A 20,071-nucleotide genomic window follows, 5' to 3' on the forward strand; every position below is an offset into this window, starting at 1 on the left:
CTCTTCTCTATTCGTGTTCCTGAAGGAATAACCGATGCCGATCCTCACTGAAAAGACTCGCGCTTACCGTCACGACCTGATGCAAAAACTGATGGAACGTCAGCGCGTCGATGCGCTGATTTTCACGTCCGCCGACTTCTTCCAGTGGGCCACGAATTTCCATGTCGACGTGCAGACCTGGGAGCGGCCGATCGCGGTGTGCGTGCCGCTGTCGGGTGAGCCGTTTGCGATCATGAACGAGCTGTCGACGCATCACGTGATGATGGCGCGCGAGCGCGGGCATCTGTGGCTCGACAACATCTCGTTCTATTCGGAGCATCCGCGCGTGGTCGAGCGACAGCCGCTGCTCGCGGAAGTCCCCGAACTGATCGCCGCGCGTTTGCGTGCCGCCGGGCTCGCTGCATCGCGAATCGGCGTCGAGGCGGCGGGCGGTCCGCTCGGCCGTACAGGGTCACTGCTGCCGGACGCGAAATTCCTGCCGATGCTCGCCGAGCTGCGCTCGTTGCGCTGGGTCAAGCACGCGGAGGAGATCGAGATCATGCGTGCGGCGTCGAGTCTTGCCGATTGGGTGCAGGACCGCTATCGCGAGAACATCCGCCCCGGACGGCTCGTTCAGGAACTCGACTATCAGATGGCCACACTGATGGTGACCGAAGGCGCGCGCCGCTTTCCCGGTGAGAATCTCGAAGTGATGCGCTGCTGGACCTTGTCGGGGCCGGCATCGGCGTCGCCGCATGGCGACGGTGCGTCATGCGGCGCGCGGATCAAGGCGGGCGATGGTCTCGTCAATATCGTGATTCCGCGTTTGAACGGTCTCGTGATCGAGAACGAGCGCACGTGGTTCTGCGGCAAGCCGAGCGCCGAGCAGGCGCGTTTTCATGAGGTCGCGCGCGCGGCCAACGAGGCGGCCGTCGCGGCGGCCGTCACCGGCCAGCCGGTGTCGGGTATCGACGCGGCCGCGCAGGCGGTGATCGAGCAGGCCGATTGCGCGAAGTACATCCGGCATCGCACGGGGCATGGCATGGGCATCATCGGTCACGAGTATCCGGACGACATGGCGTTCAATCACCGCGCGCTGCTCGACAACGAGGTCTACTCGGCGGAGCCCGGCATCTATGTGTACGGACTCGGCGGCTTCCGGCTCGACGATTCGGTCGTGACCGGCCCGACACCCGAGCTGCTGACGAAGACCCCGCGCACGCTCGCGCACGCGACCATCGATTGAGTCGCGCAGCTCGCGACACCCTTCAACGTTGGAGATCACCCCGGTCCTGAACCGGGAGGAGACATGATGGAGTCGATTCTGTTCTCGCACTGCGCGCTGCTCGACCCGGTTGCCGGCGAGTTGCGCGAGGACCACGCGGTGCTGGTGGAAAACGGACGCATCAAGGAGGTCTCGGATCGGCCGATCCGCACCACGTCCGCGCGCGAAATCGATGTACGCGGCAAGACCCTGATGCCCGGCCTGATCGATCTGCACGTGCACGTGCACGCGACGCAGCTCAATCTCGCGGCACAGGTGAATCTGCCGAACGTGCTGGTCACGCTGAAGTCGTTGCCGCTGTTGCAAGGCATGCTCAGACGCGGTTTCACGACGGTGCGCGACGCCGGCGGCGCGGGCTTCGCGCTCAAACAGGCGCTCGAACAGGGGCTGGCCGATGGTCCGCGGCTATTCGTGTCGGGCCGCGCGATCAGCCAGACCGGCGGACACGGCGACATGCGCAGCAGGAGCGACTACATCGGCATGGATAGCCCATGCGCGTGTTGCGCGCGGGTCGGCGCGATCTCGCGTGTCGCCGACGGTGTCGATGCCGTGCGCCGCGCGGTGCGCGAAGAACTGCAGATGGGCGCCGACCAGATCAAGATCATGGCCTCCGGCGGCGTCGCCTCGCCCACCGATCCGGTCGGCGCATGGGGCTATTCGGAAGACGAGATCAGGGCGATCGTCCACGAGGCGCGGGCGCGCGGCACCTACGTGCTCGCGCATGCGTACACGGCCGAGGCGATCACGCGCGCGGTGCGGTGCGGGGTCCGGACGATCGAGCACGGCAATCTGGTCGACGAAGCGGCCGCGCGCGTGATGGCCGAGCACGGCGCGTTCGCGGTGCCGACGCTCGTCACCTACGATGCGCTCGCGAACGAAGGCGAATCGCTGGGCCTACCCGCCGACAGCGTCGCGAAGATCGAGAGCGTGCGCCAGGCGGGCCTGCATTCGCTCGAAATCTTCCGCGCGGCGGGCGTGCCGATGGGCTTCGGCAGCGATCTGCTCGGCGAGTCGCAGCGTCTGCAAAGCGACGAATTCCGCTTGCGCAGCGAAGTGCTGTCGCCGCTCGAGATCCTGCGCAGCGCGACCGTGGTCGGCGCGCAGGTGCTCGGCCAGGTCGGGCAGCTCGGACAGATCACGGCGGGCGCGCATGCCGACATGCTGGTCGTCGACGGCAATCCGCTCGCGTCGCTCGACTGTCTGCTGGGGCAGGGTGAGCGCATTCCGGTCGTGATGAAGGGCGGTAAAATCCATGCCTTTGATTTGCCGGCCTGACATGCGCAGCGCTCCCGTGCGAGCGGGGTTGACAGCGGGGAGCGCCGGCGGCCCATGCAATCCGGAGAGAACGGATGGACTTTCGGCACATCGACGCATTCAGGGCGCTGATGCTCACCCGCACGACGACCCGCGCCGCGCAGGTCATCGGCACGTCGCAGTCGGGCATCAGCCGCCTGATTACCGACCTGGAGCGCTCGCTCAGTCTGACGCTGTTCGATCGCAGCCGCGGACGGCTCGAACCGACCGTCGAAGCGTTGGCGCTGTTCGAGGAAGTCGAGCGGCGCTATGCCGGCCTGAACAACATCCGCGAGTTCGCGCTGAGCTTGCGCAATCCGTCGACCGCGGTGATTCGCGTGGGCTCGGTCGTGTCGTTCGGGCTCGGCTACTTCGCGCGCGTCGTCGCGAACTTTCATCGGCGGCACCCGGCCGTGCAGATCGCGTTGACGACCGGGGCATCGTCGCTGATTCGCGATCAGGTGGTGTCGCGTCAACTCGCGCTCGGCCTCGTCACGAATACGGTCGACGTGACCGGCACCGATTCGACCGCCTTCGCGCAGCTCGATGCGATCTGCGCGTTGCCGGCCGGTCATCCGCTCGGCAAGCGCAAGGTCATCAAGGTCGCCGATCTGCAGAATCAGCCGATCGTGTCGTACGATTTGCCCGACCTCGTGCGCTGGGGCATGGATCAGGTGTTCGCGACCGGCCAGTTGCAGTCGCAGGTGGTCGCGACCGCACCGTATTCGGTCAACATCGCGACGATGGTCAAGGAAGGCCTCGGCATCGGTTTGCTGCATCCGGTGTCGGCCTACGACTTCCTCGACTCGAATCTGATCCTGCGCCGCTTCGAACACGCGATGCCTTTCCACACGCTGAAGATCACGCCGCATGGCGCGGCGCCGGCTCCGCATCTCGACGAATTGTCGAAGGTGTTGGAGGAGACGCTCGAAGAAGTGCTGGCGGCCGTGAATGCGCGCTTGAGCGCAGCGAGTTGACTTACTGCCGCTTCGCGGCGGCAGCGGCGTTCCGAACCTATCCATTCAAATACAGATCGGGCCACCGAGGCCTGAGCTCGTCTGTCGCGGCTTCTTTTCGAAAACGCATTTCTCCTGGAGCGAGTGTATGAATCACATCAACCAGCCACGCCGCCGTTTTCTTCGATCCACGGGCGCACTCGTTGCCGCATCCGCACTGGGTCCGTTCGCGGTAAAAGCCAACGCGGCCGGTGCGTGCTCGGGGCAAGTAGTGGTCGGCACCTGGGGCGGCGACTATCAACGCCTGCTGCAACAGAACATCGATTCGCTCGTGACGCCTGGCGGGGACACGATCACCTATGCGGTCGGCAGTGCGCTCGCGCGGCAGACCACGATGCGCGCCGAAGCGCACGGCCGGCGCAGCACGATGGACGTCGCGCTGCTGCGTGACAACGACATGTTCCAGATGTACTCCGAAGGCACGACCGCGAAACTCGACGACGCGCTGCTGCCGAACCTTGCCAACGTGATTCCGCAATTTCGCCGCGGCTACGCGGTGCCGCACATCTTCAGCGCGCTCGTGCTGGTCTACGATACGGATCGCGTGCGCACGCGCCCCGATGGTCTCGCCGCGCTGTTGGACCCTCAATTCAAGGGCAAAATCGGCCTGGTCGATGATCAGTATGACTATCTGACGCTCGCGGGCGCGCTCGCCTCGGGTGGACAGGCGAGCGATCTCGCGCTCGGGCAGAAGTATTTGCGCGCGCTGCGCGAGGCGTCGCCGCGCGTGTATCCGTCGGTCGATGCGCTGGCGTCGGCGCTCAAGAGCGGCGAGATCGTCGTGACCGTCACGTGGAAGGCGCGCACGCTGCAGTGGAAAAAAGCAGGCCTTGCGGTCGATTACGTGTTTCCGAAGGAAGGCGCATTGCCGGCCACGTTCGAGGCGGCGGTGACCGCGGGCAGCAAGTCGTCCGCGTGCGCGTTTCCGTATCTGAATGCGATGCTCGATCCGCGTTCGCAGCGCGCGTTCGCCGAGTCGATGGGCTACGCGCCGACGATCGCGAACGCGAACCTGCCGCAGTCGTTGCAACAGGCGGTGGGATTCTCGGGCAAGGAACTGGAGCGGATCGTGCCGGTCGACTTCGCGATGTTGATGAAACACAAAACGGCAATGCTCGACTTCTGGAACAAGGATTTTCGCGCTGGGCTGTAACGGTCCGTATTCTTCCGCCTGTAAGAGCTGAACACATGATCATTCTGACCAACAACGAAGGTAAATCCGGCATCGGCCTGACCGCCGAACTGCTGCGCAACGGCGGTGCCGGGCTCGACGCGGTCGAGGCCGGCATCCGGCTCGTCGAAGATGATGAAGAGGTGCGCACGGTCGGGCGCGGCGGCTGGCCGAATCTGCTCGGCGAAGTGGAGCTCGATGCGTCGCTGATGGATGGCTCGACGCTGCGCACTGGCGCGGTCGGCGGCCTGAAGGGGTTCAGGCATCCGGTGAGCGTCGCGCGCGCGGTGATGGAGCGGCTGCCGCACGAGCTGCTGATCGGCGAGGGCGCCGCGCGCTATGCAGCCGAAACGGCCGCGGAGCGTTGCGAACTGCTTGCCGAACATTCGCGCAAAGCGTACGCGCACTGGTTCGACAGCGAAGTCAGCGCGGCCGACAAGGCCGCATGGCCGAACGTGCCGCTCGAACGCTATTGCCACGACGCGGTCGATCCGGAGATCGGCAAGGACACCACCGTTTTTCTCGCACTGGACAGCGCCCGCAATGTCGTGAGCGGCACGAGTACGTCGGGATGGGGCTGGAAATATCCGGGCCGTCTCGGCGACAGTCCCGTGATCGGCGCGGGCTCCTATGCCGATAGCCGCTACGGCGCCTGTGCATGCACGGGCGCGGGCGAGATGACGATCCGCGCGGGCACGGCGCGCGCGGTGGTGCTCTACATGAAGATGGGAATGAGTGTCGAGCGCGCGGTGAGCGAGGCCGTCGACGACATGCGCGCGCTCAAGGGCGGCTTGATCAGCCGCGTGACGATCCATGCGATCGACGCGGCGGGCAATCATCGCGTGGTGGCGGTCAATGGCTTGCCGGGCAATCACTACTGGGTGTGGACGCCCGGCATGGCAGGGCCGCAACGCCGTGATAGCGAGCTGATTCAGATCTCGGAGGGTGAGCCGCAGAGCAAGCGGATTGCGATGCAGGTTTATACCGACGTTTGAGGGGCGACACGCATCCGCGCATCAGCCGTATCTCGCAGCGGCGCCTAAGGCGTGCGCTGCCCCCCCGTAATCACCCGCTCCAACGACAGCTTCAAGTGACGCTGCATCGCCGCCTGCGCCTGAATCGGATCATGCGCCTCGAGCGCTTCGAGAATCACCAGATGTTCGTCGGGCACCGCGCCCCACGTCGTTTCGTTCTCGAAGTGGCCGCGCAGCTTTTCCGACAGCGGACTATGCCGCGCATCGAATAACGAGCTGACGGTGCGCACGAGCACCTCGTTACCGGACATCTGCGCGATCGCGAGATGGAACGCGCGATCGGACGCGACCGGAATTCTGCCTGCCTTCACCTCGCGCTGCATCTCGTTGTAGATGGCGCGCAGCATCTTCAGGTCTTTCGGTTTGCAGAACGGTGCGACGCTCGCGATGATCGAGCCTTCGATCAGGCAGCGCGCGCCGAGGATATCGAGCAGGCTATCGCCGAGTTCGGCCTGCGACAGCGACGCATCGTTCTGCGCGGACGGCGTCGCGCACAGATAGACGCCCGAGCCCATACGAATCTCGACGAGCCCTTCGAGTTCCAGCGCGACCAGCGCCTCGCGCACCGACGGCCGCGACACGCCGAGCGTCTCCGCCAGCGCCCGCTCGGGCGGCAGGCGGCCGTTCGGCGCGAACTCCGGCTGAGCGATCAGATCGCGCAATTTTTCCGCGATCTGAAGATAGAGACGGCGAGGGTCGGCAGGTTTGGCGGTCACGAAACGTTTCCCGGCGATGGAGCTTGTGTAAGCCCGATAAGGCGAGCGCCGATTGTAGATCGAAGCGCCCAACACGCAAACCGCGCGCAAACCGCGGCCCCTCGGGGGGCGATCGGTCAGCGTTCGGGGTTTCCCCCAAGTTCACGCAAATTGGCTTGACCAGTATCGCACGTACCTTTACTTTTGCAAATTGGTAAGGCCAGATTGACGCCAAGTAGACGCCAGACGAGCGAGCCTCCGGGTCGCTCCGCTCCCCGCCACCCGATCAATTCCTCCATGACGATGAAGACAGTCATTTGCGAACAACCCGGCCAGCTCGCGCTCGCCGAACGTGCGATGCCCGACGCGGGTCCTGACGACGTGCTGATCCGCATCCGCCGGGTCGGCATCTGCGGCACCGACTTCCATATCTTCACCGGCAATCAGCCGTATCTGTCGTATCCGCGTGTGATGGGCCATGAGCTTGCCGGCATCGTCGAAGCGGCGCCGGCCGGCGCGCGCGTCGCGGCCGGCGATCAGGTGTACGTGATGCCGTATCTGTCGTGCGGGCGCTGCGTCGCGTGCCGCGCGGGCAAGGGCAACTGCTGCGTGAACATCCGCGTGCTCGGCGTCCACACCGACGGCGGCATGACCGAGTACCTTGCGGTGCCGCAGGCGTTCGTCTTCAAGGCAGACGGCGTGACGCTCGACGAAGCCGCGATGCTCGAGTTTCTGGCGATCGGCGCACACGCGGTCGCGCGCGCCGACGTGCAGACCGCGCAGCGTGTGCTGGTAGTCGGCGCAGGACCGATCGGCATGGCCGCGACGATCTTCGCGAAGCTGCGCGGCGCCGAAGTCACGGTGCTCGATGGCCGCGCGGACCGCTTGTCGGTGTGTGCCGGCGCGTTGCAGGCGGATCACACGGTGCTGCTCGACACCACCGAGGCCGCGACCGATGCCGCCGAACTCGCCGCGCTGACCGACAACGAGTTCTTCGACGTGGTGTTCGACGCCACCGGCAACGTGAAGGCGATGGAGCGCGGGTTGCAGTTCGTCGCACATGGTGGCAAGTACGTGTTGGTGTCGATCGTCAGCGAGCGCATTTCTTTTGCCGATCCCGAGTTTCACAAGCGCGAGACGACCTTGCTCGCGAGCCGCAACGCGACCGTCGCCGACTTCGAAACGGTGCTCGACGCGATGCGCGCGGGCAAGATTCCGACGGCCGCGCTCAATACGCACGTGGTCGAACTCGGCAATCTGCCGAGCGAATTCCCCAAGTTGCTGAAACCGGATGCCGGCGTCATCAAGGCGCTGGTCGCCTGTTGAACGAGCGGGGACGATGAACGATGCGAACGATGCGAACGATGGGCAACCCGATCCTTCAATTCGGCACGAGCCGTTTTCTGCAGGCGCACGCGGATCTGTTCGTGTCGGCGGCACTCGACGCGGGCCGCGCGTTGGGCCACGTCACGGTCGTACAGACGACGGCCAACCCCGAGAGCCTCGCGCGCATCGACGCGCTACGCGCGCACCGGCAATACGACGTGCGCATTCGGGGCCTGCGCCGCGAAGCGGTGATCGATACGACCACGCGATGTCACGCGATTACCGAGGCATTGAACGCGCAAACCGATTGGCCGACCGTGGTGCAGCGCTTCGCGTGCGATGCGCGTGTGGTGATCTCGAACACCGGCGACCGGGGCTACGAGTGCTTCGCCGACGACACCGCCGAGTTATTGCACGACGAGAACAGCGTGCCGCGTGGATTCGCGGCGAAGCTCGTGGTGCTGCTGCATGCACGCTTCAAAGCCGGGGCCGCGCCGCTGACGCTGCTGCCATGCGAACTCGTGTCCAACAACGGCGACACACTGCGTAGCCTCGTCGCCGATATCGCGCGCGGCTGGAACGCCGGAACCGGCTTCCTGAGCTACATCGAGCACACGTGCGTCTGGGTCAATTCGCTGGTGGACCGCATCGTGTCCGAGCCGATCCGGCCGGTCGGCGCGGTTGCCGAACCCTACGCGTTGTGGGCGATCGAGCGGCGCGCCGGCATGGTGTTGCCGTGCGAGCACGAAGCGATGATCGTCACCGACGATCTGCTGCACTACGAGCGCCTGAAGCTGTTCTTGCTGAATCTCGGACACACGTGGCTTGCCGAGCGCTGGCAGGCCGATGCGCGCGATCCCGGCGAAAACGTGCTTCACGCGATGCGCGATCCGCTGTTGCGGGCCGATCTCGAATCGCTGTGGCGCGACGAAGTGCTGCCGGTCTTCGATGCGCTCGGTCAGGGCAGCGACGCGCGCGCCTATCTCGACGACGTGCGCGAGCGCTTCGAAAACCCGTTCCTCGATCATCGCCTCGCCGACATTGCGCGCAATCACGAGCAGAAGAAAGAGCGGCGCTTCAAGCCGGTGATCGATCTGGCGCGCGAGCTTGGCGTGCGTGTCGAGCAACCGCGCCTGAATGCGGCGCTTACCGCGTGCGCGCACGACGGCTAACGGCGCGGGCCATGAATCGGCAGTAAATCTGTAGCAAACCCCGGCAGCACACCGGCGGCCGCGAGGCCGCGCGGTTCATCCAAATAGAGTAGATGCCAGCCCAGGAGGAGACGATTTCATGAAGAAGATGCGTTGGGTAGTGATTTTTCTGTGCTTTCTCGCGATCGCGGTCAATTACATCGATCGTGCGAATCTCGCGGTTGCCGCGCCGCAAATCGAAAAGGCGCTCGGTATCGGCCCCGCCGAGATGGGCTTCATCCTGAGCGGGTTCTTCTGGACCTATGCGTTGATGCAGATGCCGTTCGGCTGGTTCGTCGATCGTGTCGGCGCGCGCATCGCGTTGCCGCTCGCGGTCGGCTGGTGGTCGGTGTTCACCGCGGCCACCGCGGTCACGAGCAGCGTCGCGGGCATGTTCGGCTGCCGCCTGTTGCTCGGCGTCGGCGAGGCGGGCGCGTATCCGTCCTGCACGAAGCTCGTCAGCCAATGGTTCGAACCGAAGGAACGGGCGATCGCGACGAGCATCTTCGATAGCGGCTCGCGGGTCGGCTCCGCGCTGTCGATTCCCGTGGTCGCGCTGATCATCGGCACGCTCGGCTGGAAGGCGGCTTTTATCCTCACCGGCCTGCTCGGCGCGGTGTGGATCGTCGGCTGGTTCGTGATCTACCGCAATCCCGTGCAGGACGCGATGGAAACCGCGCACAACGCCGTGCAGGCGACTCAGGCACGCGGCGAGCAGGACAAAGTGACGTGGGCGTCGCTGTTTCGTCACCGCACGCTGTGGGGCATGATGCTCGGCTTCTTCTGCCTGAACTTCGTGATCTACTTCTTCATCACGTGGTTCCCGAGCTACCTCGTGCAGACGCGCGGCTTCTCGCTGAAATCGCTCGGCACGCTCGGCATGATTCCGGCGCTGATCGCGATTCCAGGCGGCTGGCTCGGCGGCTATGTGTCCGACGCGCTGTTCCGGCGCGGCTGGAGCCTGACGGCCGCGCGCAAGACCTGCATGGTCGGCGGCATGCTGTTGTCGTCGGTGATCACGCTGTCGGCGTTCACGGAGAACACGTATCTGATGCTCGCGTTCTTCGGCATCGCCTACGGCAGCCTCGCGTTCGCCGCGGCCAGCATCTGGTCGCTGCCCTGCGACGTTGCGCCGACGCCGCGCCATGTCGCGTCGATCGGCGGCATCCAGAACTTCGCGTCGAATCTGGCGGGCATCGTCATCACGACGTTCACCGGCGTGATGGTCGCGATGACGAAGGGCTCGTTCACGATTCCTCTCGTCGTCGCGGGCGGTTTCTGCTTTCTCGGCGCGTTCAGCTATCTTGTCATCGTGGGGCGCATCGAGCCGCTGTCGCTGGAGTCGGACAGCCGCGATCTGCCGAAGGGCGCCGGCTCCACGATCTGACGTATTCTGTTTCAACGCTCACGGATAACCCTGTTTTCGAGGCTTTTCATGTCGACTCAAGCTAGCGTCGCGTCCGCAATCATCCGCCTGCATCCCGGCGACGACGTCATCATCGCGACCCGGCAGTTGTTGCCGGGCACGCGCATCGAGGCGGAACGACTGGTCGTCGCCGGGCTGATTCCGCCGGGCCACAAGATCGCGACGCGCGACATCGCGCAGGGCGAGCCGGTCAAGCGCTACAACCAGATCATCGGTGTCGCGCGCGAGGCGATCGCGCGCGGCCAGCATGTTCATACGCACAATCTCGGCATGTCCGAGTTCGCGCGCGAGCACGCGTTCGGCGTCGATGCGCAGCCCACCGTCTACGTCGATGAACCCGCGCATTTCATGGGCATTCGGCGCGACGACGGCCGCATCGCGACGCGCAATTTCATTGGCGTCCTGACGAGCGTGAACTGCTCGGCGACGGTCGCGCGCGCGATCGCCGATCATTTCCGGCGCGACGTGCATCCCGACGCGCTCGCCGACTATCCGAACGTCGACGGTGTGATCGCATTGACGCACGGGCTCGGCTGCGGCATCGACATGCAAGGCGAGGGCATCGCGATCCTGCGTCGCACGCTCGCCGGTTACGCGGTGCATCCGAACTTCGCGTCGGTGCTGTTCGTCGGGCTCGGCTGCGAGACGAACCAGATCGACGGCGTGCTCGCGGCGGGCGGCCTCGACGCCAGCAGCACGAAGCTGCGCAGCTTCACGATCCAGGATAGCGGTGGTACGCGCAAGACGATCGAACGCGGTATCGCGATGGTGCGCGAGATGCTCGCCGACGCGAACCGCGTGCAGCGCGTGCCGGTGCCGGCTTCGCATCTATGCGTCGGTCTGCAATGCGGCGGCTCGGACGGCTATTCGGGCATCTCCGCGAATCCGGCGCTCGGCGCCGCGGTCGATCGGCTCGTGCGGCATGGCGGCACCGCGATCCTGTCGGAAACGCCGGAAATCTACGGCGCCGAACATCTGTTGACGCGCCGCGCGGTGAGCGCCGCGGTCGGCGACAAGCTGCTCGCGCGCATCGCGTGGTGGCAGGACTATTGCGCGCGCAACGGCGGCGCGATGGACAACAACCCATCGGCGGGCAACAAGGTGGGCGGCCTGACGACGATCCTCGAAAAATCCCTCGGCGCGGTCGCGAAGGGCGGCACGACGAATCTGGTCGATGTCTACGAATACGCGCAGCCGATCGCCGCAAAGGGTTTCGTGTTCATGGATTCGCCCGGCTACGACCCGGTGTCCGCGACGGGGCAGGTCGCCTCGGGCGCGAACCTGATCTGCTTCACGACCGGGCGCGGCTCCGCGTACGGCTGCGCGCCGTCGCCGTCGTTGAAGCTGGCGACCAATACCGCGTTGTGGGAGCGCCAGCAGGATGACATCGATATCAATTGCGGCGGTGTGATCGACGGCAGCGCGAGCATCGATGAACTCGGCGAAGCGATCTTCCGCACGATGCTCGACTGCGCGTCCGGCACCCGCACGAAGAGCGAGCTGCACGGCTATGGGCAAAGCGAATTCGTGCCGTGGCAGGTCGGCGTGGTGACCTGAGCGGCTGCATTGCAGCGACACAAACAAATAACCAATAGCCGGATCGATCACGCACAGGAGGATGCAATTGGAACGCCGCCTTTATTCAGGCCGCGACGTGAAGCGCGCGCACAGCATTGATGATCTGCGCGCGATGGCCCGCAAGCGTCTGCCGAATTTCTGTTTCGAGTATGTCGAGGGCGGCGCCGAAGACGAAGCGACGCTGCGCCGCAATCGCGACGTGTTCGGCGAAATCGCTTTTCTGCCGCGCACGCTGGTGAACGTCGAGCAGCGCAACCAGAGCGTGACGCTGTTCGGCGAACGCAGCGCGGCGCCGTTCATGATCGGCCCGACCGGCTATAGCGGCCTGATGTTTCGCGAAGGCGACGTCAAGCTCGCCAGTGCCGCTGCGGCGGCCGGCATTCCGTTCGTGCTGAGCAACGTGTCGACGGTTTCGCTCGAGGAAGTCGTGCGGCGCGCCGGGGGGCGCGTGTGGATGCAGGTCTACATGTACCGCACGCGCGAATTTCTCGCCAAACTGGCGCAGCGCGCGAAGGCCGCGGGCATCGAGGCACTGGTCGTCACGACCGATAGCGCGGTGTTCGGCAAGCGTGAATGGGACCTGCGCAACTACATCGAACCGTTGAAACTCGACTGGCGCAACAAATTCGACGTGCTGCGCCATCCGCGCTGGATGGCCAACGTGCTGTGGCCCAACGGCATGCCGCGCTTCGCGAATCTCGGCGACCTGCTGCCGCCGGGCCAGGACAGCGTGAAGGGCGCGACGATCACGCTGGGCCGGGAACTGGACCCGTCGTTATCGTGGGACGATATCCGCTGGCTGCGCGATCTGTGGCCGGGTCGGCTGATCGTCAAAGGCGTGCTTGGCGCACCGGATGCGCTGAAGGCGCTGGAGGTCGGCGTCGACGGCATCGTGCTGTCGAACCACGGCGGGCGGCAGCTCGACAGCGCGGTATCGGCAATGGACGTGCTGCCCGAAGTCGTCGATCAGGTCGGCGGTAAGCTCTGCGTGATGCTCGACGGTGGCTTTCGCCGCGGCTCGGAGATCCTCAAGGCGGTTGCGCTGGGCGCCGACGCGGTGTTGCTCGGACGCGCGACCACCTATGGTCTGAGCGCGGGCGGTCAGCCGGGCGCCGAGCGTGCCATCGAGATTCTGAAGACCGAGATCGACCGGGCGCTCGGTCTGCTGGGTTGCGGCGATATCGCCGGGCTCGACCGCGGTTATCTGCGCTGGCTTGGGCATCGGGCGCCGCTCGCGCGTGTGCGAGCGGGGACACAAACGCAAATGCAAATGCAGATGCAAACGGGGCAAACGCGCGCAGCGGCGCTGCCCGTCTGACGAACTGGAGATAAGCGATGCAGCACGAACCGACCGCCGCGAGCCGCGGTAACGAAGCCGTCGCCGCGCTGCGCGCGGCGCTCGGCGCGGACATCGTGAGCCTGCCGGCCGAATTTGGCGGGCGGCAGTTCGCGGACTGGAGCGGCACGCCATCGACCGAACCGATCGCGCTGATCCGCCCGCGCACGACCGACGAGGTCGCCACCGCGCTCAGGATCTGCCATCAGCTGCGCCAGCCGGTCGTCACGCAAGGCGGCATGACCGGCCACGCGGGCGGCGCCTGCGTGCTCGGCGGCGAGGTCGCGCTGAGCGTCGAGCGGATGAATGGCGTTCTCGACATCGATCCGGTCAGCGCGACGATGACCGTGCTCGCCGGCACGCCGCTGCAGGTGGTGCAGGAAGCGGCCGATCATGCCGGCTTCATGTTCGCGCTCGACCTCGGCGCGCGCGGCAGTTGCACGATCGGCGGCAACATCGCGACCAATGCCGGTGGTAATCGCGTGATCCGCTACGGCATGATGCGCGACCAGGTGCTCGACGTCGAAGCGGTGCTCGCCGACGGCAGCGTGATCGGCGGCGAGCGCAAGATGATCAAGAACAATACCGGCTACGACCTGCGCAACCTGCTGACGGGCAGCGAAGGCACGCTCGCGGTCATCACGCGCGCGGTGCTGCGCCTGCGCGCCAAACCGCGCGCGATCTCGACCGCGTGGTGCGGCATGCCGGACTACGCGGCGGTGACCACGCTGCTCGGCCGCGCGCAGGAACGGCTGCCGGCCGGCGTGTCCGCGTTCGAGGTGATGTGGCCGAGCTATTGCGACTTCGTGCGGCAATGCCTGCCCGAACTGCGCGTGCCGCTCGCGAGCGATCACGCTTACTACGTACTGCTCGAGACTTGCGGCGCGGACCCGGAGCGGCAGTCGGCGGCTTTCGAGGAGTTCCTCGCCGACATGCTCGATGCCGGCGTGATCGCCGACGCCGCGATCGCGCAATCGGACGCGGATGCCGCGGCGTTCTGGGCGATTCGCGACGCGCCAGCCGAATATCCGCGCCTGATACCGGGACGCATCTCGTTCGACGTCAGCTTCGCGGTCGCGCAGGCGGGCGATGCGGCGCAGCGTTGCGACGAGCGGCTGCGCGCGCGCTGGCCGCAGGCGACGATCCTCGTGTACGGGCATCTCGGAGACGGCAATCTGCACGTGGTGGTGCAGGAACCGGGCTGGACCGACGAGGCCATCGACGAGGTCAAGCGCGTCGTTTATGAACTCACGGGAGAAATGGGCGGCTCGGTATCGGCCGAACATGGAATCGGCGAGGAGAAGCTGAGCGTGCTCGGCCTGTCACGCTCGCCGGCCGAACTCGCGGCGATGAAGGCGATCAAGCTCGCGCTCGATCCTCACAATATTCTGAACCCCGGCAAGGTGATCGCGATGTAGTGTGACTATCCTCTCAACGTGCCGATCCAGTCTTGTCGAGCAACAACGCGACGTTGCGCTCAGCCAGCGCAGCGATCGTGCGCGACGGGTTCAGCCCCAACGCTCGCGGGACAACGGCACCATCCATCACGTACAAATCTTCGTAGCCGAATACCTTACCGTTCGCGTCAACGACGCCATCCGCCGCGGTGAGGCCCATGTTGCAGCCGCCGAGCGGGTGAGGCGTGATCAGCTTGTGCAACTCGCTCCACGTCGGTGGGATGAACGGTCGGCCGCCGGTGGCGGCCGACAACCGCTCGTGTGCGTCGATCATGGCGTCGACCACCGCTCGAGATCGCAGGTACGACCAGTCGAGTCGCAACTCGCGGCGCCACGGGGCATACCAGCAGCGACCCAGGCGCATTCGCCCGTCGCCCGGATCGATCGCCTGGCCGAACCACGGCATCATGTTGCTGACGGGGTCCTCGGAATCAAAATGGCGCGCGAAGCTACGCCAGAAGGTGCGCGATATGCCACGAGGCGTACGTTGAAGGCGGCGTTGCACGAGATCATGCATAAGATCGGGTACCCCGCCGTCTTCCACGAACAGTGCCTGCCCGTTGGCGCCAGCATGATCCAGCAGGTCGATCGCGGCGGAAATGGTCACGCCATGTGACGGCGATATCTTGCGGTCCCGATAGAACGTTGGGGTGACGAAGTCGCCGTTGAACGCCCATCCGCAGCCGAGCCGCGAAGATAGATTGGGCAGTGAGCGATGTTCGTCGCGACAGCGCAGCAGCAATTCGGTGCTGCCGATTGAACCGGCGCTAACGATCACTTTGGCCGCCGTTGCGGTCCCGGGCGTGCAGCCGCCTGTTGATCGATCAACGACATTGAAATGCACACGCCATCCAGGGCTAAGTGGCTCGATCTTTTGCACCACATGCAGCGGCAGGATCTTTGCGCCGTGACCCTCGGCGACGGCGAGATAGTTCAGATCGAGTGTATTTTTCGCCGACACCTGGCAGCCGATGTCGCAGTTGCCGCAGTGTACGCAGGTGCCTTGCTCCACCCCATGCACGTTAGTGATCTTGACCGAGCGGCTGTCGCTGCGAGCATCGGGCAAAGACGGGTCGTAGTCTTTCCAGAAGCTTATGGCCAGCGGCAGCTTTCGAAAGCGGTCGCCCCAGCCGCATGCTTCGGCGGCCTCGCGCATGAGTCGCGTGCGTTCGCTAAGCTGGTTGTCGGGCAGTTCCTGAACAGACAGCATGTATCCCACGATCTCGTAGTAGGGCTTGAGCGCTTCATACGTGATCGCGGGCGGCCAGCCGCGGTCAAAGGCATCACGTTTAGCTTCGACCGAGACATTGGCGTAGATCAGCGATCCTCCACCCACACCCGCGGCAGCGACTACCCACATGTTCGAGAATGCGCGCAGGTCGGCCCAGCCGTTGAATCGCTGCGGATGCTGCTGGTTCCACAACCAGGACTCGGCGTCGTCGCGCGGATAGGTTTGCGGGGTCCAGCGGCGGCCACGTTCCAGCACCAGTACGTCGCGTCCCGCCTGCGCAAGGCGACAGGCCGCGACTGCACCGCCAAAGCCGCTACCGACGATGATCACATCGTGTTCGAACGCACTCATGTCGGCGATCTCCTGATATAGATGCGCCACAGTTCCGATACGAAGAACCTGAAGAACCGCGAGATCGCATGTGCCGCTTGTCGCGAGTCAGGAGCATTCGTGGCATAGACCGTTTGCATCAGGCGCCCGAGCTGGGGCACGCCAAGATGTAGAACGCCGGCGCCGACGACGGGTCCCGTCGCATCGCTGCCCCGGTGCAACGTCGTGTAAAGGGTCGTCGTCTCGCCCCACATCTTGAATGGGCTGCCAATGCGGACATGCTTCTTGCCTGCCAGATAGTACGGTTGGCCTGCGTGACGAAAGCCGATTTCGTAAATCATGTAGGTTAGCTCTGGATCGTCGCAAGGCGTGAACAGTCCGAAGACGCCCGACTCCGACGGCATCGCGAGTCCAAACGGGGCGAAATCTATGTGGCCTGTCAGGCCACCGAGATGACGAGGGTCGGCAATGAAGGCCGCCATGTCGTCGATGTGAATCGTGGCGTTCATGGTCAGCGGGGAGCCATCCCTGTCGCTCTCGACGGCGCTTGGGTCGGTAGCCCCCAGACGAAAGCCGCCCGCCATCGTCTCGCGAAAGCTCAGCCCCACGCCGGGCTCGCGCATCAATGATGCACTCGGGTTCAGTGGCGACGGAGTACCGATGCGCAGCGTACGTCGCGCGTCACGGTAGCCCATGTCGATCAGTGTCGCGGCGTCGATCCGTCCTCGGTAGAAGTCGGGGTCGAGGGGCAGGGGCAACTCCGGTTTGATCACGTGCACGGAGATGGGCTGATCGTGTCCGAAGACACACTCGCCGCGCGCGATCCTGCGATTGATATCCGCGATCGTCTCCAACTCCCAGTTAAGTGCGCCCCCCGCACTCATCTCGATCATGTGCACGTACTGGTTGAACGCGCCATCGCGGTAGACGGGCGTGTTGCCGATGCACCAGACGAGCCAAAGCTCGCGCGCACCGCGTTCGACACAACTCAGCAGATTGGCGTCCTTGATCCAGACCGCATCCGTCCATGTCTTGCCGTCGGCCTTCACGGCGGGCATGAAGATGGGCAGCGAGGCGGCCGCGACCAGCCGCTGCAGGTCGAGCTGCGGGTGAGGGATGGGCACCACGGTTTTGTCGTCGAAGCAGCAGGCATTGAAGGAGCCATCAATGCCGGTCGCCGCGCGAACCCGTTCGATGTCGATACCCAGCGACGGATAGACATGCTCCGTCAATCCGGCGGCACTGCCCAACGCACTCATGTTCGCGACGTGCAGGTATTCAGGCGCCGGGCGCAGCGCGGCGAACTGCTTCACGGGCAGTGCTCGCCAACGGGCGCACAACTCGTCCGGCGGTACACCGGACAACAAGGCAGCCAGATTGATCGTGCCGCCCGAAGCCCCGTCGGCGTGACTGAATCGCAGTCCCTCGTCTATCAGCGCCTTGACGGCTCCCGCCTGGTAGGCGACACGCATGCCGCCGCCGGCCAGCACCAGTGCGCGACGAACGGAGGGATTATCAGCCGCGATAGGCGGGCAATGGTTTGCGCTCACGACGTTCTCCCGCGCCAGACGACTTCCCACACCAGAAATCCCGTCACAGCCTCCAGAACACAGAACGCGATGAAGGTCTTGGTGGGCATGCCATCGACGATGAAACTCAGTACCCGAGCCGTGACACCGGCGCACAGGCCGCCGAGAAACACGCGTGATGCCGTGAGAGGCAAGAAGATTTCGTTCCGGAAGGCCCAGCAAAACACACCGAAGCCCAGCTCGAGCCCTTTGAGAAAACGATATTGGCTGAGAAAGGTGGCCCGGTGCAGTTCCTGGATCGAATCCAATCGCACTTCGAAGATGTGAGGAAGCTCCCAGGCGGCAATGAAGATCCCGCTTCCACCGATGCCCAGAAGCATCAGCATGTAGCCCCAGAAGCAAATGCGCGCGAGGCGTTCCATCGACTATCCTCCGCGGCGTCGCAAGTCCAGATAGAGCAAGCCGCTGGCGCCGTCGAACATCGCGACCAGCAATGCCGCGGAAATGAATGCGCCTCGCGTGACGCCCCACGCCACGAACGCCGACGCCAGCAGCTTCTGGAACGCTCCCCAGAGAAGCACGACGGGAAGGGCTTCCGTGCGCCGCTGCGCGTGCAGCAGACTGCCGCCGAACAGCATCATGAACATGCCTACCGTGGCGAACAGTTGATCTGCGAGCCGATCGGGTGGTGTGTACGCGATCAGGGCCAGTAAGGGGCTCGGGGCGATGACCTGGGCGGCTCCCGTCAACACGGTTATGGCCGCTATCAATGTCGTCGCACGGCGCTCGAAGATCAGGAATCGCATCATCGCCCCAACGCTGAATAGCGGATTCGATATGTCCAGCGTGCAAAATACCAGGCCATCGAAAGCCACTGAATACACCACAACCCGGCACGTATCCGATTGAGCCGCATCCACTCGTTCAGCACCTCTTGCAACCTGCTGGCATCCTTGATGTGACTGGCCATTTCCGCGTTGAGCGGGAAAATCCATTTCAGTGTGAGAAACGTGGCAATGAACACACCGAGCAGAACCACAATCGGTACCCAGCGGGTGGGCTGACGCCATTCGCCGATGAGCATGACGACGCCGCTCGCCAGCATCAGTTTCGTCATCGTCGTGAAGAACGCGGTGGCTGCCGCCACCTGGGGGACGAACTGCAGATAGTAGTTGTCCGGGGTGAGCTGCGAGGCAATGGGAAACGAAAAGAGTACTAGCGAGCCGCCCGTGCCCAGGTACATCGATGTGCACAGCAGCAGGAACACGTGATTGACTATCAACAGGCGGCCGATCATGGCGCAGACTCCCAGTCCGCCGGACGAGCTGGCGGCGCGAGCCATTGCTGCGATTGCCCGAGCGGATACGTCGTCTCGAGGCCTGGCATGGGCTGAGCCGGCGGCTCGGCGCTGGTCACGAACCAGCACTCGAAGTAGTCATCCAGCACGCCGGTTGTCGACGGGAAGAAGCCTGTGGCGATCGGCTTCGGATCGATATCCAGTGCCTTTAGCCAGGCCATGCGCGGGTGATCGCCGATAAACATGCGGGCGGACTTATCGGCAAACAGCGAGAAACCGAGCTTGCCCCTGAAATAGATGTACGACTTCATCAGCATGCCGCGAAAGGAGCAGTAGTTGACTGCCCCGGTGTTGACGGGCAACCACGCTGTCCGGGGCTTTTGCACGTCGATGCGCATCATCATCTGGCCATCGAGGTCGTACTGACTGCTGACCCACTGCTCTCCGATGACAAAGTCGAGGTTCGCCTGGTGCTTCGGCATGCCCCAGATGCCACGACCACCTTTGACCGAAACCTCGGTCGACACCGGAAGGTCCACCACGTACTGCCCTGTACCGAAGGTCTTCATGAAAAGGCCCGGCAACAGGCGTGGGGCCGGTTGGCGCCCGTGGGTGCAGGCGATCGCGATGGAGTATTCGATGTAGCGGCCGATGTTGGTGATGACATAGTCGATCACGGTCACGACAAGCAGGCCTCGGCGCCAGAGCTGGAATGGATGGACTTCATTGCCCGGGATCACGCTGCGCGCTGCGTCGAGGTCGATCGAAAAGACCGCCATCAGCGCCGGTGAATTCTGGGAAGCGACTGGCATCTGGAATGGAATGTCATCGACCAGTGCATGGCGGCCGGCAAGCCACCTCTGTCGTGCTGGTATCGCCATCACCGGCTCCCTTTGTC

The 20,071-nt window shown here is 64.7% G+C and carries 18 protein-coding genes; 11 read left to right on the plus strand and 7 right to left on the minus strand.

Annotated elements, in window-relative coordinates; genetic code table 11:
* Window positions 1-34 precede the first annotated feature (34 nt).
* The 5 genes from L0U84_RS37260 (at window position 35) to L0U84_RS37280 (ending at window position 5,739) form a co-directional block, all read left to right on the plus strand.
* Window positions 35-1,225, plus strand: coding sequence for a M24 family metallopeptidase (locus L0U84_RS37260; RefSeq protein WP_233858081.1), 1,191 nt, complete (start codon window positions 35-37; stop codon window positions 1,223-1,225).
* A 66-nt stretch (window positions 1,226-1,291) separates the two neighbouring features.
* Entirely contained in the window at window positions 1,292-2,539 is a 1,248-nt protein-coding gene (locus L0U84_RS37265; RefSeq protein ID WP_233859814.1) for a metal-dependent hydrolase family protein, read from the plus strand.
* A gap of 74 nt (window positions 2,540-2,613) precedes the next feature.
* Window positions 2,614-3,534 (plus strand): LysR substrate-binding domain-containing protein, encoded by a 921-nt coding sequence (locus L0U84_RS37270; protein WP_233858083.1) that lies wholly within the window; start codon window positions 2,614-2,616, stop codon window positions 3,532-3,534.
* Between the two features lie 127 nt (window positions 3,535-3,661).
* Window positions 3,662-4,726 carry an ABC transporter substrate-binding protein gene (locus tag L0U84_RS37275; protein WP_233858085.1) on the plus strand — a complete coding sequence of 355 codons (1,065 nt, stop codon included), beginning with the start codon at window positions 3,662-3,664 and terminating at the stop codon, window positions 4,724-4,726.
* Between the two features lie 35 nt (window positions 4,727-4,761).
* Entirely contained in the window at window positions 4,762-5,739 is a 978-nt protein-coding gene (locus L0U84_RS37280) for a N(4)-(beta-N-acetylglucosaminyl)-L-asparaginase (RefSeq protein ID WP_233858087.1), read from the plus strand.
* Between the two features lie 44 nt (window positions 5,740-5,783).
* On the opposite strand, the gene L0U84_RS37285 is transcribed toward L0U84_RS37280, so the two are convergent.
* Window positions 5,784-6,494: a FadR/GntR family transcriptional regulator gene (locus tag L0U84_RS37285; RefSeq protein ID WP_233858089.1), complete on the minus strand. Its 711-nt coding sequence runs from the start codon at window positions 6,492-6,494 to the stop codon at window positions 5,784-5,786.
* Between the two features lie 282 nt (window positions 6,495-6,776).
* On the opposite strand from L0U84_RS37285, the gene L0U84_RS37290 reads away from it, so the two are divergent.
* The 6 genes from L0U84_RS37290 (at window position 6,777) to L0U84_RS37315 (ending at window position 14,747) form a co-directional block, all read left to right on the plus strand.
* Window positions 6,777-7,799 carry a zinc-binding alcohol dehydrogenase family protein gene (locus L0U84_RS37290; RefSeq protein WP_233859815.1) on the plus strand — a complete coding sequence of 341 codons (1,023 nt, stop codon included), beginning with the start codon at window positions 6,777-6,779 and terminating at the stop codon, window positions 7,797-7,799.
* 38 nt (window positions 7,800-7,837) lie between these two features.
* On the plus strand, window positions 7,838-8,971 hold the full coding sequence (locus tag L0U84_RS37295; RefSeq protein ID WP_233859817.1) for a mannitol dehydrogenase family protein: 1,134 nt from the start codon (window positions 7,838-7,840) through the stop codon (window positions 8,969-8,971).
* A 118-nt stretch (window positions 8,972-9,089) separates the two neighbouring features.
* Window positions 9,090-10,376 carry an MFS transporter gene (locus tag L0U84_RS37300; RefSeq protein ID WP_233858091.1) on the plus strand — a complete coding sequence of 429 codons (1,287 nt, stop codon included), beginning with the start codon at window positions 9,090-9,092 and terminating at the stop codon, window positions 10,374-10,376.
* A 48-nt stretch (window positions 10,377-10,424) separates the two neighbouring features.
* Entirely contained in the window at window positions 10,425-11,972 is a 1,548-nt protein-coding gene (locus L0U84_RS37305) for a UxaA family hydrolase (RefSeq protein ID WP_233858093.1), read from the plus strand.
* A gap of 67 nt (window positions 11,973-12,039) precedes the next feature.
* Window positions 12,040-13,311, plus strand: coding sequence for an alpha-hydroxy acid oxidase (locus tag L0U84_RS37310; RefSeq protein ID WP_233858095.1), 1,272 nt, complete (start codon window positions 12,040-12,042; stop codon window positions 13,309-13,311).
* 17 nt (window positions 13,312-13,328) lie between these two features.
* Entirely contained in the window at window positions 13,329-14,747 is a 1,419-nt protein-coding gene (locus tag L0U84_RS37315) for an FAD-binding oxidoreductase (RefSeq protein WP_233858097.1), read from the plus strand.
* Window positions 14,748-14,760: 13 nt separating this feature from the next.
* Here the strand turns inward: L0U84_RS37315 and L0U84_RS37320 are convergent, their stop codons facing one another.
* From L0U84_RS37320 to L0U84_RS37345, 6 genes are read right to left on the minus strand one after another with little or no spacing between them, the layout of a single operon-like run.
* Window positions 14,761-16,368 (minus strand): GMC oxidoreductase, encoded by a 1,608-nt coding sequence (locus tag L0U84_RS37320; protein WP_233858104.1) that lies wholly within the window; start codon window positions 16,366-16,368, stop codon window positions 14,761-14,763.
* Window positions 16,365-17,897 carry a patatin-like phospholipase family protein gene (locus L0U84_RS37325; protein WP_233858106.1) on the minus strand — a complete coding sequence of 511 codons (1,533 nt, stop codon included), beginning with the start codon at window positions 17,895-17,897 and terminating at the stop codon, window positions 16,365-16,367. The genes L0U84_RS37320 and L0U84_RS37325 overlap by 4 nt, the downstream gene beginning before the upstream one ends.
* The gene (locus L0U84_RS37330) at window positions 17,894-18,298 is read right to left on the minus strand and encodes a DUF4345 domain-containing protein (RefSeq protein WP_233858108.1); all 405 of its coding nucleotides are present in this window, start codon (window positions 18,296-18,298) and stop codon (window positions 17,894-17,896) included. Before L0U84_RS37330 ends, L0U84_RS37325 begins: the two co-directional genes overlap by 4 nt.
* A 3-nt stretch (window positions 18,299-18,301) precedes the next feature.
* Complete coding sequence (locus L0U84_RS37335) at window positions 18,302-18,682, minus strand: hypothetical protein (RefSeq protein WP_233858110.1); 381 nt, start codon at window positions 18,680-18,682, stop codon at window positions 18,302-18,304.
* On the minus strand, window positions 18,682-19,173 hold the full coding sequence (locus L0U84_RS37340) for a DUF1772 domain-containing protein (RefSeq protein WP_233858112.1): 492 nt from the start codon (window positions 19,171-19,173) through the stop codon (window positions 18,682-18,684). The genes L0U84_RS37335 and L0U84_RS37340 overlap by 1 nt, the downstream gene beginning before the upstream one ends.
* Window positions 19,170-20,054, minus strand: coding sequence for an acetoacetate decarboxylase family protein (locus L0U84_RS37345; RefSeq protein ID WP_233858114.1), 885 nt, complete (start codon window positions 20,052-20,054; stop codon window positions 19,170-19,172). The genes L0U84_RS37340 and L0U84_RS37345 overlap by 4 nt, the downstream gene beginning before the upstream one ends.
* Window positions 20,055-20,071 lie beyond the last annotated feature (17 nt).

The organism is Paraburkholderia sp. HD33-4 (genome assembly GCF_021390635.1).
In the GTDB taxonomy this organism is placed as follows: domain Bacteria; phylum Pseudomonadota; class Gammaproteobacteria; order Burkholderiales; family Burkholderiaceae; genus Paraburkholderia.